The following is a 16778-nucleotide window of genomic DNA, read 5'->3' as shown; positions in this document are numbered from 1 at the left end:
ACGATGAGCGCCATCGATCGGGGCCATGCCAAGCACACCACGCACACCGCTGGTGCCCCATGCCCCCGCAACGCTCAACCGTCACCGGCAGGAGGCCGACATGTCCCAGTCTTCCGATTCGAACTTCGACGCGCAGCGCCGCCGGCTGATGCAGGCCGCCGCGGCGATGCCGCTGGCCGGCCTGCCGGCCTGGGCCCTGGCCCAGCAGTTCCCGACCGCGAAGGTGAACACCACCAAGCTCGCGGTCACCGACACCGAAGTCACCGTCGGCCAGCTGCACTCGGCCACCGGCACGATGGCGATTTCCGAGACCGGCTCGATCCAGGCCGAGCAGCTCGCGATCGACCAGATCAACGCGATGGGCGGCGTGCTCGGCCGCAAGATCAAGGTCATCAAGGAAGACGGCGCGAGCGACTGGCCGACCTTCGCCGAGAAGAGCAAGAAGCTGCTGGTCAACGACAAGGTCGCGGCCGTGTTCGGCTGCTGGACCAGCGCCTCGCGCAAGGCGGTGCTGCCGATCTTCGAGAAGGAGAACGGCATGCTCTATTACCCGACCTTCTATGAAGGCCTGGAGCAGAGCAAGAACGTCATCTACACCGGGCAGGAAGCGACGCAGCAGATCATCTGGGGCCTCGACTGGGCCAGCAAGGAGAAGAAGGCCAAGAGCTTCTTCCTGATCGGCTCCGACTACATCTGGCCGCGCACCTCGAACAAGATCGCGCGCAAGCACATCGAGAACCAGCTCAAGGGCAAGGTGGTCGGCGAGGAGTACTACCCGCTCGGCCACACCAACTTCAACTCGCTGCTCAACAAGATCAAGGTCGCCAAGCCCGACTGCATCTACGCGGTGGTGGTCGGCGGCTCGAACGTCTCGTTCTACAAGCAGATGAAGGCCGCGGGCATCACGGCCGACAAGCAGTTCCTGCTGACGATCTCGGTCACCGAGGACGAGCTGCTGGGCATCGGCGGCGAGAACACCGCGGGCTTCTACGCCTGCATGAAGTACTTCCAGAGCCTCGACAACCCGAACAACAAGAAGTTCGTCGAGGCCTTCAAGGCCAAGTACGGCGCCAAGTCGGTGATCGGCGACGTCACCCAGGCGGCCTACCTCGGCCCCTGGCTGTGGAAGTTCACGGTCGAAAAGGCCGGCAGCTTCGACATCGACAAGATCGCCGCGGCCAGCGAAGGCGTGGAGTTCAAGGAAGCCCCCGAGGGCTACGTGAAGATCCACAAGAACCACCACCTGTGGAGCAAGGCGCGCATCGGCCAGATGCAGATGGACGGGCAGTTCAAGCTGATCGCCGAATCGCCCAACCTGATCGAGCCCGATCCCTTCCCCAAGGGATATCAATGACGCCCCCGAGGGCCTTCGGCCTTCCCCCCAGGGGACCACGCCAGTGGCCCGGCGAAGCCGGATCCACGGCGTGCGCTGGGTTGGTCAAGGCATGCACGCGGCAGCTCGCTTCTCGGTGACGCCATGACTCTTTCGGACATCCTGAACATCGGCCTGATGCAGGGCTTCGCGGGCATCAGCCTGTTCGCGGTGCTGCTGCTGATGGGCCTGGGGCTCGCGATCATCTTCGGGCAGATGGGCGTCATCAACATGGCGCACGGCGAGTTCATGGCGATCGGCGCGTACACCGTGTTCCTCGGCTCGACGCTCGCCGAGCGGTTCGCGCCGGGTCTGATGCAGGCCTACTTTCCGCTCGCGATCGCGCTGGCCTTCGGCTTCGCGTTCGCGGCCGGCTGGCTGGCCGAGTGGGCGCTGATCCGCCACCTCTACAAGCGCCCGCTCGACACGCTGCTCGCCACCTGGGGCCTGAGCCTCGCGTTGCAGCAGTGCTTTCGCAGCTTCATCAGCGCGAAGGAGGTGAGCCCGACGCTGCCCGACTGGCTGATGGGCTCGTGGGCGCCGAAGGAGGGGCTCGACATCCCGATCAACGGCCTGTTCGTGCTGGCGCTGACCGCGCTCGTCACCGCCGTGGTGATGCTCGCGCTCTACAAGAGCCGCTGGGGCCTGCGGGTGCGCGCGACGGTGGCCAACCGCGCGATGGCCAACGCGACCGGCATCGACACCAAGCGATGCGACCGGCTCACCTTCGCGATCGGCTGCGGCATCGCCGGCATCGCGGGCGCGGCCTTCACCACCATCGGCTCCACCGGGCCCACCTCCGGCTCGCTCTACATCGTCGACGCCTTTCTCGTGGTGACCTTCGGCGGCGCGGCCAGCCTGCTCGGCACGGTGGCCTCGGCCTTCGGCATCGCGCAGATGCAGTCGATCAGCGAGTTCTTCCTGACCGGCTCGATGGCCAAGGTGCTGACGCTGAGCCTGATCGTCGCGATCCTGATGATTCGCCCGCAAGGCCTCTTCGCTGCGAAGGTCCGTCGATGAAGAACGTGCTGAAGACCTGGCTCGACGCATACCGCCTCGGCAGCCTGCTGGCGCTCGCGCTGCTGCTGCTCGTCGTGTTCCCGCTGGCCCTCGACAGCTTCCGGCTCAACCTGGTCGGCAAGTACCTCAGCTATGCCTTCGTCGCGGTCGGCCTCGTCGTGCTGTGGGGCTGGGGCGGCGTGCTGAGCCTCGGCCAGGGCGTGTTCTTCGGCCTCGGCGGCTACGCGATGGCGATGTTCCTGAAGCTGGAAGCCAGCGACCCGGTGAGCACCAAGATCCAGAGCACGCCGGGCATCCCCGACTTCATGGACTGGAACCAGCTCACCGCGCTGCCGCTGTGGTGGGAGCCGTTCCGCAGCCTGCCCTTCGCGCTGATCGCGGTGGTGGCGCTGCCGACGGCGCTGGCCTTCGTGATCGGCTACGCGATGTTCAAGCGGCGCGTGGGCGGCGTGTACTTCGCGATCATCACGCAGGCGGTCGCGCTGATCCTGACCGTGCTCATCATCGGCCAGCAGGGCGTGACCGGCGGGGTCAACGGCATGACCGACCTCAAGACGATGTGGGGCTGGGACATCCGCACCGACTCGGCCAAGCTGATCCTCTACTACGTGTGCGCCGGCACGCTGCTGGCGAGCATCGCGGTGGGGCTGTGGATCCAGCGCAGCAAGTTCGGCACGCTCCTGCTCGCGATGCGCGACAAGGAAGACCGGGTGCGCTTCTCGGGCTACGACGTCGCGATGTTCAAGGTGGCGGCCTTCTGCTCGGCCGCGGCGATCGCCGGCATCGGCGGCGCGATGTTCACGCTGCAGGTGGGCTTCATGTCGCCGAGCTTCGTCGGCATCGTGCCCTCGATCGAGATGGTGATCTTCGCGGCGGTCGGCGGGCGGCACAGCCTGGTCGGCGCGGTGATCGGCGCACTGCTCGTCAATGCCGGCAAGACCTTCTTTTCGGAAAGCTTCCCGGACCTGTGGCTGTTCATGATGGCCGCGCTCTTCATCGGCGTGACCATGGCCTTCCCCGACGGGCTGGCGGGGCTGGTCGAGCAGAAGCTCAAGCCGTGGTGGAAGCGACGCCGCGCCGAGCGGCGCGAGCTGCGCGAGCGCGTGGCCGCGGCGCACGCGGCCTGGCCCGAGCCGCCGAAGCCGCGCGAACCCGCGCCTCCGCTGGCCGGCGGCATCCGTGGCCAGCACGCCTGAAAGGCGACCCGTCATGAGCACCCTGGGAAGCAACACCGACTTCGCGCTCGCGATCGAGGACCTCTCGGTCGCCTTCGACGGCTTCAAGGCCATCGACGCGCTCACGCTCTACATCGACAGGAACGAGCTGCGCGTGATCATCGGCCCGAACGGCGCGGGCAAGACGACGCTGCTCGACCTGATCTGCGGCAAGACCCGCGCCACCGAGGGCAGCATCAAGTTCAAGAACGAGGAGCTGACCAGGCTTCCCGAGCACGCGCGCGTGCGCCGCGGCATCGGGCGCAAGTTCCAGACGCCGTCGATCTACGAGAACCTTTCGGTCTTCAAGAACCTGGAGGTCTCGTACCCGTTAGGCCGCTCGGTGCTCGGCGCGATGTTCTTCCGCTGCACCGACGCCGTGTTGGCGCGGGTACAGGTCGTCGCCGAAGAGATCGGCCTCGCCGGAATGCTCGAGATGGAGGCCGGCCTGCTGAGCCACGGCCAGAAGCAGTGGCTCGAGATCGGCATGCTTTTGATGCAGGAGCCCGAGCTGCTGATGCTCGACGAGCCCATCGCCGGCATGAGCGCGCGCGAGCGCGACCTCACCGCCGAGCTGCTCAAGCGCATCTGCAAGGGGCGCGCGGTGATCGTGATCGAGCACGACATGGACTTCGTCGAGAAGATCGCCGACAAGGTGACGGTGATGCACCAGGGAAGGATCCTCGCCGAAGGGTCGATGGACAAGGTGCAGAACGACCCGAAGGTCATCGACGTGTACCTCGGCCACTGAAGGAGCACGGCGATGCTGAACGTCAAGGAGCTCCACGTGGCCTACGGGCAGAGCGAGGCGCTGCACGGCGTCTCGTTCGAGGCGAAGCCGAAGGAGACGGTCGCGATCATGGGCCGCAACGGCATGGGCAAGACCACGCTGTTCAAGAGCCTGATCGGCCTGCTGCCGGTGAAGAGCGGCTCGATCCAGGTCGGGGCGAACGACGTGACGAGGGACGAGAGCTTCCGGCGCGTCGCCAAGGGCATCGCTTATGTGCCGCAGGGCCGCATGATCTTCTCGACGCTCACCGTCGAAGAGAACATCCAGACCGGCCTGGAGAACGCGAAGGACAAGCGCATCCCCGAGGAGATCTACAAGCTCTTCCCGGTGCTGTGGGACATGCGCCGGCGCAAGGGCGGCAATCTCTCCGGCGGCCAGCAGCAGCAGCTCGCGATCGCGCGCGCGCTGGTCACGCAGCCGAAGGTGCTGCTGCTTGACGAGCCGACCGAAGGCATCCAGCCCTCGATCATCAAGGACATCGCCAAGGCGCTGAACGAGATCCGCCGGCTGCGCGAGATCACGATCGTGGTGAGCGAGCAGGTGCTGAGCTTCGCGATGGACGTGGCCGACCGGCTGTTCGTCATCGAAGGCGGCCGGCTCGTGCACGAGACCGCGCGTGCCGAGACCGACGTCGCGCACATCAAGCAGTACCTCTCCGTCTGACCCTTCCAACGCAGGAGCACGCCATGGCCGAAACGCTGATCAAGGTCGATCTCACCCAGCCCGCGCCCAGCAACGAGCAGGTGCACAACCGCTGGCATCCGGACATCCCGATGGCCTGCTGGGTCAAGCCGGGCGACGAGTTCGTGCTCGAGACCTACGACTGGACCGGCGGCTTCATCAAGAACAACGACAGCGCCGACGACGTGCGCGACATCGACCTGACCACGGTGCACTACCTGAGCGGGCCGGTCGGCGTGAAGGGCGCGGAGCCGGGCGACCTGCTGGTCGTCGATCTGCTCGACATCGGCGCGAAGGCCGACAGCCTCTGGGGTTTCAACGGTTTCTTCTCGAAGAAGAACGGCGGCGGCTTCCTGACCGATCACTTCCCGCAGGCGCAGAAGAGCATCTGGGACTTCCACGGCATGTTCACGAGCAGCCGCCACGTGCCGGGCGTGCACTTCGCGGGCTTGATCCACCCGGGCCTGATCGGCTGCCTGCCCGACCGCAAGATGCTCGACATGTGGAACGAGCGCGAGCTCGGCTTCATCGCGACCGACCCGCAGCGCGTGCCGCCGCTGGCCGCGCCGCCTTCGGCGCCGACCGCGCACATGGGCAAGCTCAAGGGCGACGCCGGCGCGAAGGCCGCCGCCGAGGGCGCGCGCACCGTGCCGCCGCGCGAGCACGGCGGCAACTGCGACATCAAGGACCTCTCGCGCGGCTCGAAGATCTTCTTCCCGGTCTACGTCGACGGCGCGGGGCTGAGCGTCGGCGACCTGCACTTCTCGCAAGGCGACGGCGAGATCACCTTCTGCGGCGCGATCGAGATGGCCGGCTGGGTGCACATGAAGGTGAGCCTCATCAAGGGCGGCATGGCGAAGTACGGCATCAAGAACCCGATCTTCAAGCCCAGCCCGATCACGCCGCACTACAACGACTACCTGATCTTCGAGGGCATCAGCGTCGACGAGCACGGCAAGCAGCACTACCTGGACGTGCACGTCGCCTACCGGCAGGCCTGCCTCAACGCGATCGAGTACCTGACGAAGTTCGGCTACTCGCGCGCCCAGGCGCATTCCATCCTCGGCGTGGCGCCGGTGCAGGGGCACATCAGCGGCGTGGTCGACATCCCGAACGCCTGCGCGACGCTGTGGATCCCGACGCAGATCTTCGACTTCGACATCAACCCGAGCGCGGCCGGGCCGATCAAGCACCTCGACGGCTCGGTGCAGATGCCGCTGTCGCCGGACCTGGCCTGAGATGCCGACCTACGACTACGCCTGCGCGGCCTGCGGCGGCTTCGACGCCTTCCGCGCGCTGGCCGCACGCAACGAGCCGGCCGCCTGCCCCGGCTGCGGCGCCGCGGCGCCGCGCGTCTTCGCGAGCGCGCCGCGGCTGGCGCTGCTCGACGGGCCAACGCGCGGCGCGATCGAGGTCAACGAGCGCGCGCGCCACGCGCCGCAGTCCTCGCGCGACTACGCGCGCCTCGCGCACCCGGCCGGCTGCGGCTGCTGCAAGCCGGGCGCGCGCGGCGCGACGGTGACGGCCGCGAACGGCGCGAAGGCCTTCCCGGGCAAGCGGCCCTGGATGATCAGCCACTGAAGCGCACGGCCGGCGCGGGGCCGGACGATGCCGCGCCGGTCTACCAGCGCGCCGGCAGCGGCTTGAGCAGCAGCAGCGCCTTGCCCTCGGCGCGCAGGTAGCCGCCGGCTTCCAGGTCCTTCATCTGGCGGCTCACCATCTCGCGCGAGCAGCCCAGGCGCGCCGCCATGTCGCGGTGCGTGAGGTGCTCGTCGATGCGGCGCGGGCCGCCCTCGGCCCCCGGCACGTCGCTCGCCTCGCTCGCCAGCGCGTTCAGCAGCGCGACCAGCCGCCCGTACACGTCGTTCAGCGCGAGCTGCTTCGCGGTGAGCGTCGCGGCGCGCGCGCGGCGGATCACCTTGGCGAGCAGCTCGAAGGCGAACTCGGGGTGGTCGGCGATGTGCTGCTCGAGTGCGATGCGGGTGACGATCGCGCACTCGCTGGCTTCCAGCGTCTCGATGCTGGCCGAGCGCGGGCCGCCGTCGAGGCTCATCTCGCCCAGGTATTCGCCGGGGCCGTAGACGCCGTAGGTGATCTCGCGCTCGCGCTCGCCGCTGGCGAAGCAGCGCAGCCGGCCGGCGACGATGATGAACAGCGAATGCCCCGGCTCGCCCTCGTGGACGATCAGCGTGCCCTTGCGGTAGCGCTTGAGCTCGCCGCGCTGCGCGAGCGGGCGCAGCGTGTCGCTCAGGTGGGCGAGTCGATCGGAGGTGGCGGAGGAACCAGGCATGCGGCGGCGCGTTCGGCGCCGCCGATGCTAGCGAGTCGCCCTTGCGCCGCGGCCGCGGCGCATGCGGCCGCCCTCACGCGGCCTGCGGCAGGCGCTGTTGTGCGCTCGCGCGCTCCGGCGGGGACAGGCCGAGCGCCCCCATCAACGGCGGCAGCACCGCCATCTGGCGCACCAGCGAGCAGATGCTGCCGGCGCCCGTCTTCGCGCGGATGCTGTTGATGTGGGTGCGCACGGTCGAGAGGGCCACGCCGAGCATGTCGGCCACCTCGCGCGCGGTGGCGCCTGCGCACAGCTCGGCCAGCACCCGGCCTTCGGTGGGCGTGAGGCCGATGCTGCGCGCGTAGCCGAGCACCGAGAGCTGGCCGACCATCTGCCGCTTGCCGAGCAGGATCAGCACGGTGGGCGCCGACTGCGCCGCGGGCGCGGACGGCTGCGCGCGCCGGCCGAGCGGCACGACCGAGATGCAAAGCTGCTCGGCCTCGCCGCCGATCTTCAGCAGCTTGCGCAGGCCCTGGTGGGCCGCCTGGTGCAGCGCGACGCGCAGCGGCTCGCGATCGCTGCTGGCGCGTGCGCGCAGGAGGCTGCCGAGCAGTTCGAGCGGGTGCGTCGCATCGAGGTCGTGGCGTGCCGCGCGGTTGTGGTGCTGCACGACGCCTTCGGCGCTGACGACCAGCACGCCGTAGTCGATCTCGTCGAGCACCGCGCTCGTCCAGTCGGCCGCGGGCTCGGGCGCGACCACGTCGATGTCGGTCGCGCGCCGGCCGACGCGGCTGGCGAGCACGGCGGCGCGCATCGCGGCGGCGGCCTGTTGCGGGTCGAAGGGAAGCGGGCGCAGGGCGGTGGCGGTGTGCATGGCGTCGTCCTTGTGCGGACGCTTCGCCCCGGAAGCGAGGGTGCCGGGTGCCTGGGAACGTCCTGCCGGTCAGCTTAGGCGGCCGCCTCCAGCGCAGGAGGGAAATACGTTGCGCGATCCCGGTGACTTATTCACCTGCGGCGTTCACGCGCCGGTCGCGCTCATTCGCGGAACAGCCCGCGTGCCGCGAACAGCGGGCTCGCCGGCGGGCGCGAGGGCTCGCGGTGGTAGAGCTCGATGCGCTCGACCTCGCTCTTCGAGCCGAAGACGAGGCCGATGCGCTGGCCGATCGCGCGCGGCACCACGCCCAGCACCGGCTGGCGGCCGGTGCTCGCGCGCCCGCCGGCCTGCTCGACGAGGAAGCCGATCGGGCTGGCCTCGCACAGCAGCCTCAGGCCGCGGGCTTCCGCGAGCGCAGGCTCGCCGCCGGGCGCGCCGGCGCCGGCCGTCGCGCTGCCGTGCGGGTGGATGAACACGCCGCCGCGCATCAGGATGCGGTGCACCTCCGCCACGGTGCTCGCGACCCAGCGCATGTTGAAGTCCTTGCCGCGCGGGCCGGCGCGGCCGGCCTCGCATTCCTCGACGTAGCGCTTGATCGGCGGTTCCCAGAAGCGCGAGTTCGAGGTGTCGATCGCGAACTCCTGCGTCTCGGCCGGCACGCGAAGTTCCGGATGGGTCAGCATGAACTCGCCGAGGTTCGGGTTCAGCGTGAAGCCGGCGACGCCGTTGCCGACGCTCAGCACGAACATCGTGGTCGGGCCGTAGAGCGCGTAGCCGGCGGCGACCTGGGTCGCGCCGGCCTGAAGGAAGTCGGCCGCGGTCGCGTCGCGGCCGCTCGCCACCGCGTCGGCGGGCGCGCGCAGGATCGAGAAGATGCTGCCGACCGACACGTTGCAGTCGAGGCTGCCGGTGCCGTCGAGCGCGTCGAACACCAGCAGGTAGGGGCCGCGCGGATCGCCGGCGGGGATCTGCCAGGGCTCGTCCACCGCGTCGCAGGCCACGCCCGCGAGGTGGCCGTTCCATTCGTTGTGGCGCAGGAAGATCTCGTGCGCGAGGCGGTCGAGCCGCTCGGCGTCGTCGCCGTCGGCGTCGAGCCGGCCCTGCGCGACCACGCGGGCGATCGACTTGCAGGCCAGCGACACGTCCAGGATCAGCCCGTTCAGGCGCCCGCTCGCCTGCGGGAAGCGGCGGCGTTCCTCGATCAGGTAGCGCGTGAGCGTCCAGCGCTGCGATAGCGGCATGGCGAGGGGCGGCGGGGCGGCGAAGGGGGCGCGAGCTTGCCGCGTCGGCCGCGGCGGCACCGGCTTGGGCGAACCGATTCGCGCGTCCGGTCGCGGCTCAGGGATGCCACGCGCCCGGCATCGCGTGCAGCAGCACCAGGGTCATCGTGAGGTAGCGCGCGAACTTGCCGATCGCCATGTAGACGACGCAGGGCCAGAACGGCAGCCGCAGCCAGCCCGCGACGGCGCACAGCGGATCGCCGACCACCGGCAGCCACGAGAGCAGACAGGCCTTCGGCCCGAAGCGCTGCAGCCAGCCCAGCACGCGCGCCTCGGCCGGCTTGTGCTGCACGCGCTCGTAGAGCTTCTCGGCGCCGAAGCCCATCCACCAGCTGATCGCGCCGCCGAGCGTGTTGCCCGCGGTCGCGACCAGGATGGCTGGCCAGAACAGCTCGGGGTTGAGCTTGACGAGCCCGAACACCGCCGGCTCCGAGCCCAGCGGCAGCAGCGTCGCCGAGATCAGCGCGACGACGAACACGGTGCTCAGGCCGAACTTCGGCAGGGCCAGCAGCACGAGCAGCTGCTCCATCCATTGCTGCATCCAGGCTTCCATCGCGCGGCATTGTGTTGGCTCGTCGCGCCACCGCGCATGGCCGAAACGCGCCGAAACGCGTCGCTATACTGCTGCCCTCTTTTTAGGCAACCACCGTCGTGAGTCCTTGCGTGAACACCGTTCGCATCGGCCCCTACACGACGGCGAACCGGTGGTTCGTGGCGCCCATGGCCGGCGTGACCGATCGCCCGTTCCGCCAGCTGTGCCGCCGCCTCGGCGCCGGCCACGCGACGAGCGAGATGGTCACGTCGCGACGCGAGCTGTGGAGCAGCCTCAAGACCTCGCGCCGCGCCGACCACGCCGGCGAGCCGGGCCCGATCGCGGTGCAGATCGCCGGCACCGAGCCGGCCGAGATGGCCGAGGCCGCGCTCTACAACATCGACCGCGGCGCGCAGATCATCGACATCAACATGGGCTGCCCGGCGAAGAAGGTCTGCAAGGCCTGGGCGGGTTCCGCGCTGATGCGCAACGAGCCGCTGGCGCTGCGCATCGTCGAGGCGGTGGTCGCCGCCTGCGCGCCGCGCGGCGTGCCGGTCACCTTGAAGATGCGCAGCGGCTGGAGCGCGGACCACCGCAACGCGGTGGCGATCGCGACGCGCGCCGAGCAGCTCGGCATCGCGCTCTTCACCGTGCACGGCCGAACGCGCGAGCAGGGCTACGGCGGGCAGGCGGAGCACGAGACCGTCGCCGCGGTGAAGGCGGCGGTGCGCGTGCCGGTGGTCGCGAACGGCGACATCGCGACGCCCGAGGAAGCGCGCGACGTGCTGGCCGCCACGGGCTGCGACGCGGTGATGATCGGCCGCGCGGCACAGGGCCGGCCGTGGATCTTTCGCGAGATCGAGCACTTCGTCGCCACCGGCGAACACCTGCCGGCGCCGCGCACGCGCGAGGTGGGGGCATGGCTCGTCGAGCATCTGCACGATCACCACGCGCTGTACGGCGACGCCCCCGGCGGCACCGGCGTGCGCAGCGCGCGCAAGCACATCGGCTGGGCGGTGCGCGGCTTGCCCGGCGGCGAAGCCTTTCGTGCGCGCATGAACACGCTGGAACGCTGCGAACAGCAGCTGGCCACGCTCGCCGACTGGTTCGATGCGCTGGCCGTCGATCACGAACGGCTGCCCCAGGGCGCGAACGACCCCGTGCTGGAAGAAGAAGCCGCATGACGAAGAAGCACATCGACGCCTGCATCCGCGAAAGCCTCGAAACCTATTTCAAGGACCTGCGCGGCGCCGAGCCGCATGCGATCTACGACATGGTGATCCAGGTCGTCGAGAAGCCGCTGCTCGACGTGGTGATGCAGCACGCCGACGGCAACCAGTCGCGCGCGGCCGACTGGCTCGGCATCAACCGCAACACGCTGCGACGCAAGCTCGTCGACCACAAACTCATCAAATGACGAGCGACCTCACCGCGCTGCTTTCGGTCTCCGACAAGACCGGCATCGTCGAACTCGCGCAGGCGCTGCACACGCTCGGCGTGAAGCTGCTGTCCACCGGCGGCACCGCGAGGCTGCTCGCCGACGCCGGCCTGCCGGTGACCGAGGTCGCCGAGCACACCGGCTTTCCCGAGATGCTCGACGGCCGCGTCAAGACGCTGCATCCCGCCATCCACGGCGGCCTGCTGGCGCGGCGCGACCTTCCGGCGCACATGGACGCGCTCGGCGAGCACGGCATCGCGACGATCGACCTGCTCGTCGTGAACCTCTATCCCTTCGAGGCCACCGTCGCGAAGCCCGGCTGCACGCTCGCCGACGCGATCGAGAACATCGACATCGGCGGCCCGGCGATGGTGCGCTCGGCCGCGAAGAACTGGCAGCACGTCGCGGTGCTGACCGACGCCGGGCAGTACGACGGCGTCGTCGCCGAGCTGCGCGCCTACGGCACCGTGAGCCGCGCGACGCGCTTCGCCCTCGCGGTCGCGGCCTTCAACCGCATCGCGGACTACGACGCGGCGATCAGCGAGCACCTCTCCTCGCTCGTGCTGCCCGACAGCGACGAAGCCGTGCCCGAGCGCAGCGAGTTCCCCGCGCGGAGCAACGCCCGCTTCGTCAAGCTGCAGGACCTGCGCTACGGCGAGAACCCGCACCAGCGCGCGGCCTTCTACCGCGACCTGCATCCGGCGCCCGGCTCGCTCGTCACCGCGACGCAGCTTCAGGGCAAGGAGCTTTCGTACAACAACATCGCCGATGCGGATGCGGCCTGGGCGTGCGTGAAAAGCTTCGACGGCCCGGCCTGCGTGATCGTCAAGCACGCGAACCCCTGCGGCGTCGCGCTCGGCGCGGACGCCACCGAGGCCTACGCGAAAGCGTTCAAGACCGATCCCACTTCGGCCTTCGGCGGGATCATCGCGTTCAACAGCGCCGTCGACGAAGCCTGCGCGCGGGCGGTCAGCGGGCAGTTCGTCGAGGTGCTGATCGCGCCGGCCTACAGCGAAGCTGCGCTCGCGGTGCTGAAGGCGAAGGCGAACACGCGCGTGCTCGCGATCTCGCTCGACGGCGTCGACCGCAACGCCGGCGACGCCTGGCACCGCGGCCTCGACGCGCACGACCTGAAGCGCGTCGGCTCGGGCCTGCTGATCCAGAGCGCCGACAACCATGCGCTCGATCCGTCGGCCTTGAAGCTCGTCACGCAACGGGCGCCGACCGAAGCCCAGCAGGCCGACCTGCTGTTCGCCTGGGCCGTCGCGAAGTTCGTCAAGAGCAACGCGATCGTCTTCGCGGGCGGCGGCATGACGCTGGGCGTCGGCGCCGGCCAGATGAGCCGGCTCGACAGCGCGCGCATCGCCGGGATCAAGGCGCAGCACGCGGGCCTGTCGCTGCAGGGCTCGTGCGTGGCCAGCGATGCCTTCTTCCCGTTCCGCGACGGCCTCGACGTGCTGGCCGACGCCGGCTGCGCCTGCGTGATCCAGCCCGGCGGCAGCGTCAAGGACGCCGAGGTGATCGCCGCCGCCGACGAGCGCGGCATCGCGATGCTGTTCACCGGCGTTCGCCACTTCCGGCATTGAGCGGGTGCTTGCCTTGCCCGTCCGAGCCACCCGAAACCAGGAGACACCGATGAACCGCCCAAGCCCCGCCGTCCGACTCGCCTGCCTCGGCGCCTTCGCCTCGATCGCCGCCGCCTCTGCCCACGCGGCCGGCGACGTCTACTTCCAGGGCGGCTTCGCCGGCGGCGGCGTCGGGTATGCGTTGCCGCTCGACGCCCGCTTCGGCCTGCGCGCCGACGTGATGACCGTCGGCAGCCGCCGCGACACCTACACCGACGACGACGGCGTCGAGTACCGCGGCAAGCTGCGCAACGACCGCGTCGCGCTGTTCGGCGACTTCTTCCCCGGCGCGGGCGGTTTCCGCCTTTCCGCCGGCGTCGGCCTGCACGACGCGCGGCTCGACTTGAGCGCGCGCGGCGCCGGCCAGGTGGTGACGATCGGCTCGCGCACGCTCGTGCTGACCGCCGGCGACCGCTTCGACGTGAAGATCGAATACCCGCGCGTGATGCCCTACCTCGGCCTCGGCTACGGCCACCACCGCGCCCAGCCCGGCTGGGGCTTCATCTTCGACGTCGGCCTGTTCTTCGGCCGCACCAAGGTCAGCGGCGGCGCGAGCGGCCCGGGCTTCGCCGCGGCCGGCCTGACGCAGGCCGACGTCGACGCCGAGCTGCAGAGCATCCGCGAGGACGAGGCGGACTGGCGCGTGCTGCCCCAGGTGACCTTCGGCGCGAGCTACAAGTTCTGATTCGGTGACCCTCGCCGTCCGCGCCGCCGAACTCGCGCTCGCCGGCGCGGCGCGGCTCATCACCGGCGCCCAGGGCCACTGGTACGGCTGCCCGCCGAAGGCCGAGCAGCGCATCTACTTCGCCAACCACCAGAGCCATCTCGACTGGGTGCTGATCTGGGCCGCGCTGCCGCGCGAGCTGCGCGCCACCACCCGGCCGATCGCCGCGAAGGACTACTGGCAGGCGACGCCGCTGAAGCACTGGATCACGCGCGAGGTCTTCCATGCCGTGTACGTCGTCAGACAGCGCAGCGACGACCAGGACCCGCTCGAGCCGCTGCTCGAGGCGCTCGCCGCCGGCGACTCGCTGGTGATCTTTCCCGAAGGCACGCGCGGCAGCAGCGGCGTGCCGCAGGCCTTCAAGAGCGGGCTGTTCCACCTCGCGCAGCAGGTGCCGCAGGCGGTGCTGGTGCCGGCGTGGATCGACAACGTGCAGCGCGTGATGCCCAAGGGCGAGGTGGTGCCGGTGCCGATCCTGTGCTCGGTGACCTTCGGCGCGCCGATCGCCGGGCCCGCGGCCGGCGAGGACAAGCGCGCGTTCCTCGAACGGGCGCGCCAGGCGGTCGTCGATCTGGAAGCGGTGGCCGCGTGAGCGCGCGCCGCTCGTTGGCTCTCACGCGATGAGCGCGCTGCGCGACCTGCCCGTCTCGACGCAGGTCGCGCTGCTGTTCGTGCTGCTGTTCGGCGTGCTCGCGCTGGTGACGCTGGCCGCGCTGCTGCACTCGCTGCGCGACGATGCAGGGGGGGACACCCAGACCGCCGAAGGCACAGCGGCCGCCGCGGATCCGGCTCTGCCGGGCCGCCAGCGGCGCCCCCTCGAGGGGGCGCGGCGAAGCCGCAACGGGGGTGAGTCATTCCACCGGGAACTGCGCGCCGTGTGGAGCGGCGCGGTGGTGTTCTGGCTCGCCTGGGTCTCCGGGCCGGCCGGCGCGACGCTGCTGTTCGGGCTGGTCAGCTTCCTCGTGCTGCGCGAGTATCTGAGCCTGATGCACACGCGCCGCGGCGACCATCGCACGCTGATCCTCGCCTTCTTCGTCGTGCTGCCGCTGCAGTACCTGCTGGTCGCGAACCGCAACTTCGATCTCTTCACCGTCTTCATCCCGGTCTACGTGTTCTTCGCGGTGCCGGTGGTCAGCGCGCTGGCCGGCGACCCCGAGCGCTACCTGGAGCGCAACGCGAAGATCCAGTGGGGCTTGACCGTGTGCATCTACGGCCTGTCGCACACGCCGGCGCTGCTGCTGCTCGAGTTCCCGCGCTTCGCCGACCGCGGTGCCTTCCTCGTGTTTTTCCTCGTCGTGGTCGTCGTCACCGCCGAGCTGGTGCAGGACCTCGCGGCGCGCCGCTTCAAGGGCGCGCCGTTCGCGCGGGCGATCAGCACGAGCTTCAGCTACCGCGCCTGGTTCGTCGGCGCCTTCGCGGCCGCCTTCGTCGGCGCGCTGCTGTACTGGATCACCCCGTTCAAGGCCGGCCAGGCCGCGGCGATGGCCTTCATCGCCAGCGGCGCCGGCACGATGGGCGAGTTCGTGATGAAGGCGCTCAAGCGCGACGCCGGCGTGCAGCACTGGGGCAACCAGGCGGCGGTGACCGGCGCGGTCGGGCTGCTGGATCGGGTCGCGCCGCTGTGCTTCGCCGCGCCGGTGTTCTTCCACTCCGCGCGCTGGTGGACCTGACCACCCCCGTTGCGCCTTCGGCGCTCCTCGTCAAGGGGGCGCCGCTGGCGGACCGGCCAAGCCGGATCCGCGGCGGCCGCCGGGGTCAATGCGCTTCGCGCAGCCGCGACAACTTGGCCTCGTAGCGCTGCCGGTCGCCGCCGGCCGGGCTGGCGCGGATCGCGCGCTTCAGATGCTCGCGCAAGCGCGCCGCGTCGCCGAGCCGCAGGTTCGCGAGCGCGAGCCAGAACTGGAACTCGTGGTACTCGCCGTCGCGCGCGGCTTCGCGCTCGAACAGCTCGCGTGCGGCGGTGAAGTCGTTGCGCGCCATCGCGGCGCGACCCAGGTCGAAGAAGTGGAACGGCGGGTGCGGATCGAGCGCCGCGAGCCGCTTGCGCAGCGCCCGCGCTTCGTCGGCCCGACCCAGGCGGTCGGCCACCGCGGCGAGGTTCGACAGCGCCGGCAGATCGTCGGGCGCCGCCGCGAGCGCCTGCTTCAGGGCCTGCTCGGCCAGCGCGAGATCGCCGTGGCGCAGGTAGACGACGCCCAGCGTGTTGTAGGCGGCCGCGAACGCGGGCTCGGCGCGCACCGCCGCGGCCGCCCAGGCATAGGCGTCGTCGATGCCGCCGGCCGCCAGCGCCTCGACCGCGCGGTTGTTGAAGAACATCGCGACCACCGTGGCGCGCCCGATCGCGCGGCTGCGCAGGCGCTGCGCCTGCTCGGGCGGCACGAAGTCGATCGTCACCGCGCCGGGGCGGCCGGGCCCCCCCTCGCGCAGGCTTGGGTCGATGGTCAGGTTCACGTGGCCGCTCTTCAGGTAGAGATCGCCGTTGCGGCTCCAGGTCTCGGGCATCAGCACGAGGTTGAAGCGCACCGGCAGCCGCAGCGCGTCGGCGAAGGCCGTGGCCATCACCACCAGCGCGAGGCAGTTGCCGCTGCGCGACGCGAAAGCCTCGCTCGCGTTGCGGGTGCGCTCGGCGTCGTAGTCGAGCTGGATGTGGCTGCGCGTGCGCAGCGCCTCGACGAGCCCCATCACGTCGCCATGCCGGCGGCGCAGCGTCGCGATGTCCTCGCGCAGGAAGCGCTGCATCGGCTCGCTCAGCGCGAAGATCTCGCCGGCGTCGATGGGCCGCGCCGGCGGCGCGAAGCGCGCGTCGTCGAGCAGCCCGGGCGGCGGCTCGGCCTTCGGCGGCGGGCTCGCGCAGCCGGCGAGCGCCGTCGCGAGCACCGCGCCCAGCAAGGAAAGCAGCCAAGGAAGCAGGCGCTTCGAAGCGAGCATCGCGACCCTCCGGTACCGGCCACTCTAGTGC

The 16778-nt window shown here is 70.3% G+C and carries 18 protein-coding genes; 13 read left to right on the top strand and 5 right to left on the bottom strand.

From position 1 onward, the window contains the following. The first annotated feature begins 100 nt into the window (after window positions 1-100). The 7 genes from urtA to VFR90_RS04355 all read left to right on the top strand — a co-directional run bounded on the left by urtA (window position 101) and on the right by VFR90_RS04355 (window position 6658). Window positions 101-1354: an urea ABC transporter substrate-binding protein gene (gene urtA, locus VFR90_RS04385; protein WP_326404822.1), complete on the top strand. Its 1254-nt coding sequence runs from the start codon at window positions 101-103 to the stop codon at window positions 1352-1354. A 123-nt stretch (window positions 1355-1477) separates the two neighbouring features. After that, window positions 1478-2392 (top strand): urea ABC transporter permease subunit UrtB, encoded by a 915-nt coding sequence (gene urtB / locus VFR90_RS04380; RefSeq protein ID WP_326404821.1) that lies wholly within the window; start codon window positions 1478-1480, stop codon window positions 2390-2392. Then, complete coding sequence (gene urtC, locus VFR90_RS04375) at window positions 2389-3588, top strand: urea ABC transporter permease subunit UrtC (RefSeq protein WP_326404820.1); 1200 nt, start codon at window positions 2389-2391, stop codon at window positions 3586-3588. The genes urtB and urtC overlap by 4 nt, the downstream gene beginning before the upstream one ends. 13 nt (window positions 3589-3601) lie before the next feature. After that, window positions 3602-4357 (top strand): urea ABC transporter ATP-binding protein UrtD, encoded by a 756-nt coding sequence (gene urtD, locus VFR90_RS04370; RefSeq protein ID WP_326404819.1) that lies wholly within the window; start codon window positions 3602-3604, stop codon window positions 4355-4357. A 12-nt stretch (window positions 4358-4369) separates the two neighbouring features. After that, window positions 4370-5059 (top strand): urea ABC transporter ATP-binding subunit UrtE, encoded by a 690-nt coding sequence (urtE, locus tag VFR90_RS04365; RefSeq protein WP_326404818.1) that lies wholly within the window; start codon window positions 4370-4372, stop codon window positions 5057-5059. Window positions 5060-5082: 23 nt separating this feature from the next. Then, window positions 5083-6315, top strand: coding sequence for a formamidase (gene fmdA / locus VFR90_RS04360; protein ID WP_326404817.1), 1233 nt, complete (start codon window positions 5083-5085; stop codon window positions 6313-6315). A gap of 1 nt (window position 6316) precedes the next feature. Continuing rightward, a complete protein-coding gene (locus VFR90_RS04355) occupies window positions 6317-6658 on the top strand; it encodes an FmdB family zinc ribbon protein (RefSeq protein ID WP_326404816.1) in 342 nt (113 codons plus the stop codon). Between the two features lie 40 nt (window positions 6659-6698). Here VFR90_RS04355 and VFR90_RS04350 read toward each other — a convergent pair whose 3' ends face one another. The 4 genes from VFR90_RS04350 to VFR90_RS04335 form a co-directional block, all read right to left on the bottom strand. Next, entirely contained in the window at window positions 6699-7367 is a 669-nt protein-coding gene (locus VFR90_RS04350; protein ID WP_326404815.1) for a Crp/Fnr family transcriptional regulator, read from the bottom strand. A gap of 73 nt (window positions 7368-7440) precedes the next feature. Then, window positions 7441-8220 carry a helix-turn-helix transcriptional regulator gene (locus VFR90_RS04345; RefSeq protein ID WP_326404814.1) on the bottom strand — a complete coding sequence of 260 codons (780 nt, stop codon included), beginning with the start codon at window positions 8218-8220 and terminating at the stop codon, window positions 7441-7443. Window positions 8221-8381: 161 nt separating this feature from the next. Beyond that, window positions 8382-9461, bottom strand: coding sequence for a class 1 fructose-bisphosphatase (locus VFR90_RS04340; protein WP_326404813.1), 1080 nt, complete (start codon window positions 9459-9461; stop codon window positions 8382-8384). Between the two features lie 97 nt (window positions 9462-9558). Next, window positions 9559-10041, bottom strand: a complete 483-nt coding sequence (locus VFR90_RS04335) for a YqaA family protein (protein WP_326404882.1) — start codon at window positions 10039-10041, stop codon at window positions 9559-9561. Between the two features lie 179 nt (window positions 10042-10220). On the opposite strand from VFR90_RS04335, the gene dusB reads away from it, so the two are divergent. Genes dusB through VFR90_RS04305 form a run of 6 tightly spaced genes read left to right on the top strand, consistent with a single transcriptional unit; the run spans window position 10221 to window position 15489 of the window. Further along, entirely contained in the window at window positions 10221-11216 is a 996-nt protein-coding gene (gene dusB, locus VFR90_RS04330) for a tRNA dihydrouridine synthase DusB (RefSeq protein ID WP_414676488.1), read from the top strand. Further along, the gene (locus VFR90_RS04325) at window positions 11213-11449 is read left to right on the top strand and encodes a Fis family transcriptional regulator (RefSeq protein WP_326404811.1); all 237 of its coding nucleotides are present in this window, start codon (window positions 11213-11215) and stop codon (window positions 11447-11449) included. Before dusB ends, VFR90_RS04325 begins: the two co-directional genes overlap by 4 nt. Continuing rightward, window positions 11446-13056 carry a bifunctional phosphoribosylaminoimidazolecarboxamide formyltransferase/IMP cyclohydrolase gene (gene purH / locus VFR90_RS04320; RefSeq protein ID WP_326404810.1) on the top strand — a complete coding sequence of 537 codons (1611 nt, stop codon included), beginning with the start codon at window positions 11446-11448 and terminating at the stop codon, window positions 13054-13056. The genes VFR90_RS04325 and purH overlap by 4 nt, the downstream gene beginning before the upstream one ends. Before the next feature lie 49 nt (window positions 13057-13105). Next, window positions 13106-13780: a hypothetical protein gene (locus tag VFR90_RS04315; RefSeq protein WP_326404808.1), complete on the top strand. Its 675-nt coding sequence runs from the start codon at window positions 13106-13108 to the stop codon at window positions 13778-13780. A 4-nt stretch (window positions 13781-13784) separates the two neighbouring features. After that, entirely contained in the window at window positions 13785-14411 is a 627-nt protein-coding gene (locus tag VFR90_RS04310; RefSeq protein WP_326404807.1) for a lysophospholipid acyltransferase family protein, read from the top strand. A gap of 28 nt (window positions 14412-14439) precedes the next feature. Beyond that, entirely contained in the window at window positions 14440-15489 is a 1050-nt protein-coding gene (locus tag VFR90_RS04305; protein WP_326404806.1) for a phosphatidate cytidylyltransferase, read from the top strand. An 85-nt stretch (window positions 15490-15574) separates the two neighbouring features. On the opposite strand, the gene VFR90_RS04300 is transcribed toward VFR90_RS04305, so the two are convergent. Then, complete coding sequence (locus VFR90_RS04300) at window positions 15575-16747, bottom strand: tetratricopeptide repeat protein (RefSeq protein ID WP_326404805.1); 1173 nt, start codon at window positions 16745-16747, stop codon at window positions 15575-15577. Window positions 16748-16778: the final 31 nt, after the last annotated feature.

It is taken from the genome of Methylibium sp. (assembly GCF_035762065.1).
GTDB lineage: Bacteria > Pseudomonadota > Gammaproteobacteria > Burkholderiales > Burkholderiaceae_C > Methylibium.
The sequence above is the reverse complement of the archived record's forward strand: the minus strand, read 5'-3'. Positions and strand labels throughout refer to the sequence as shown.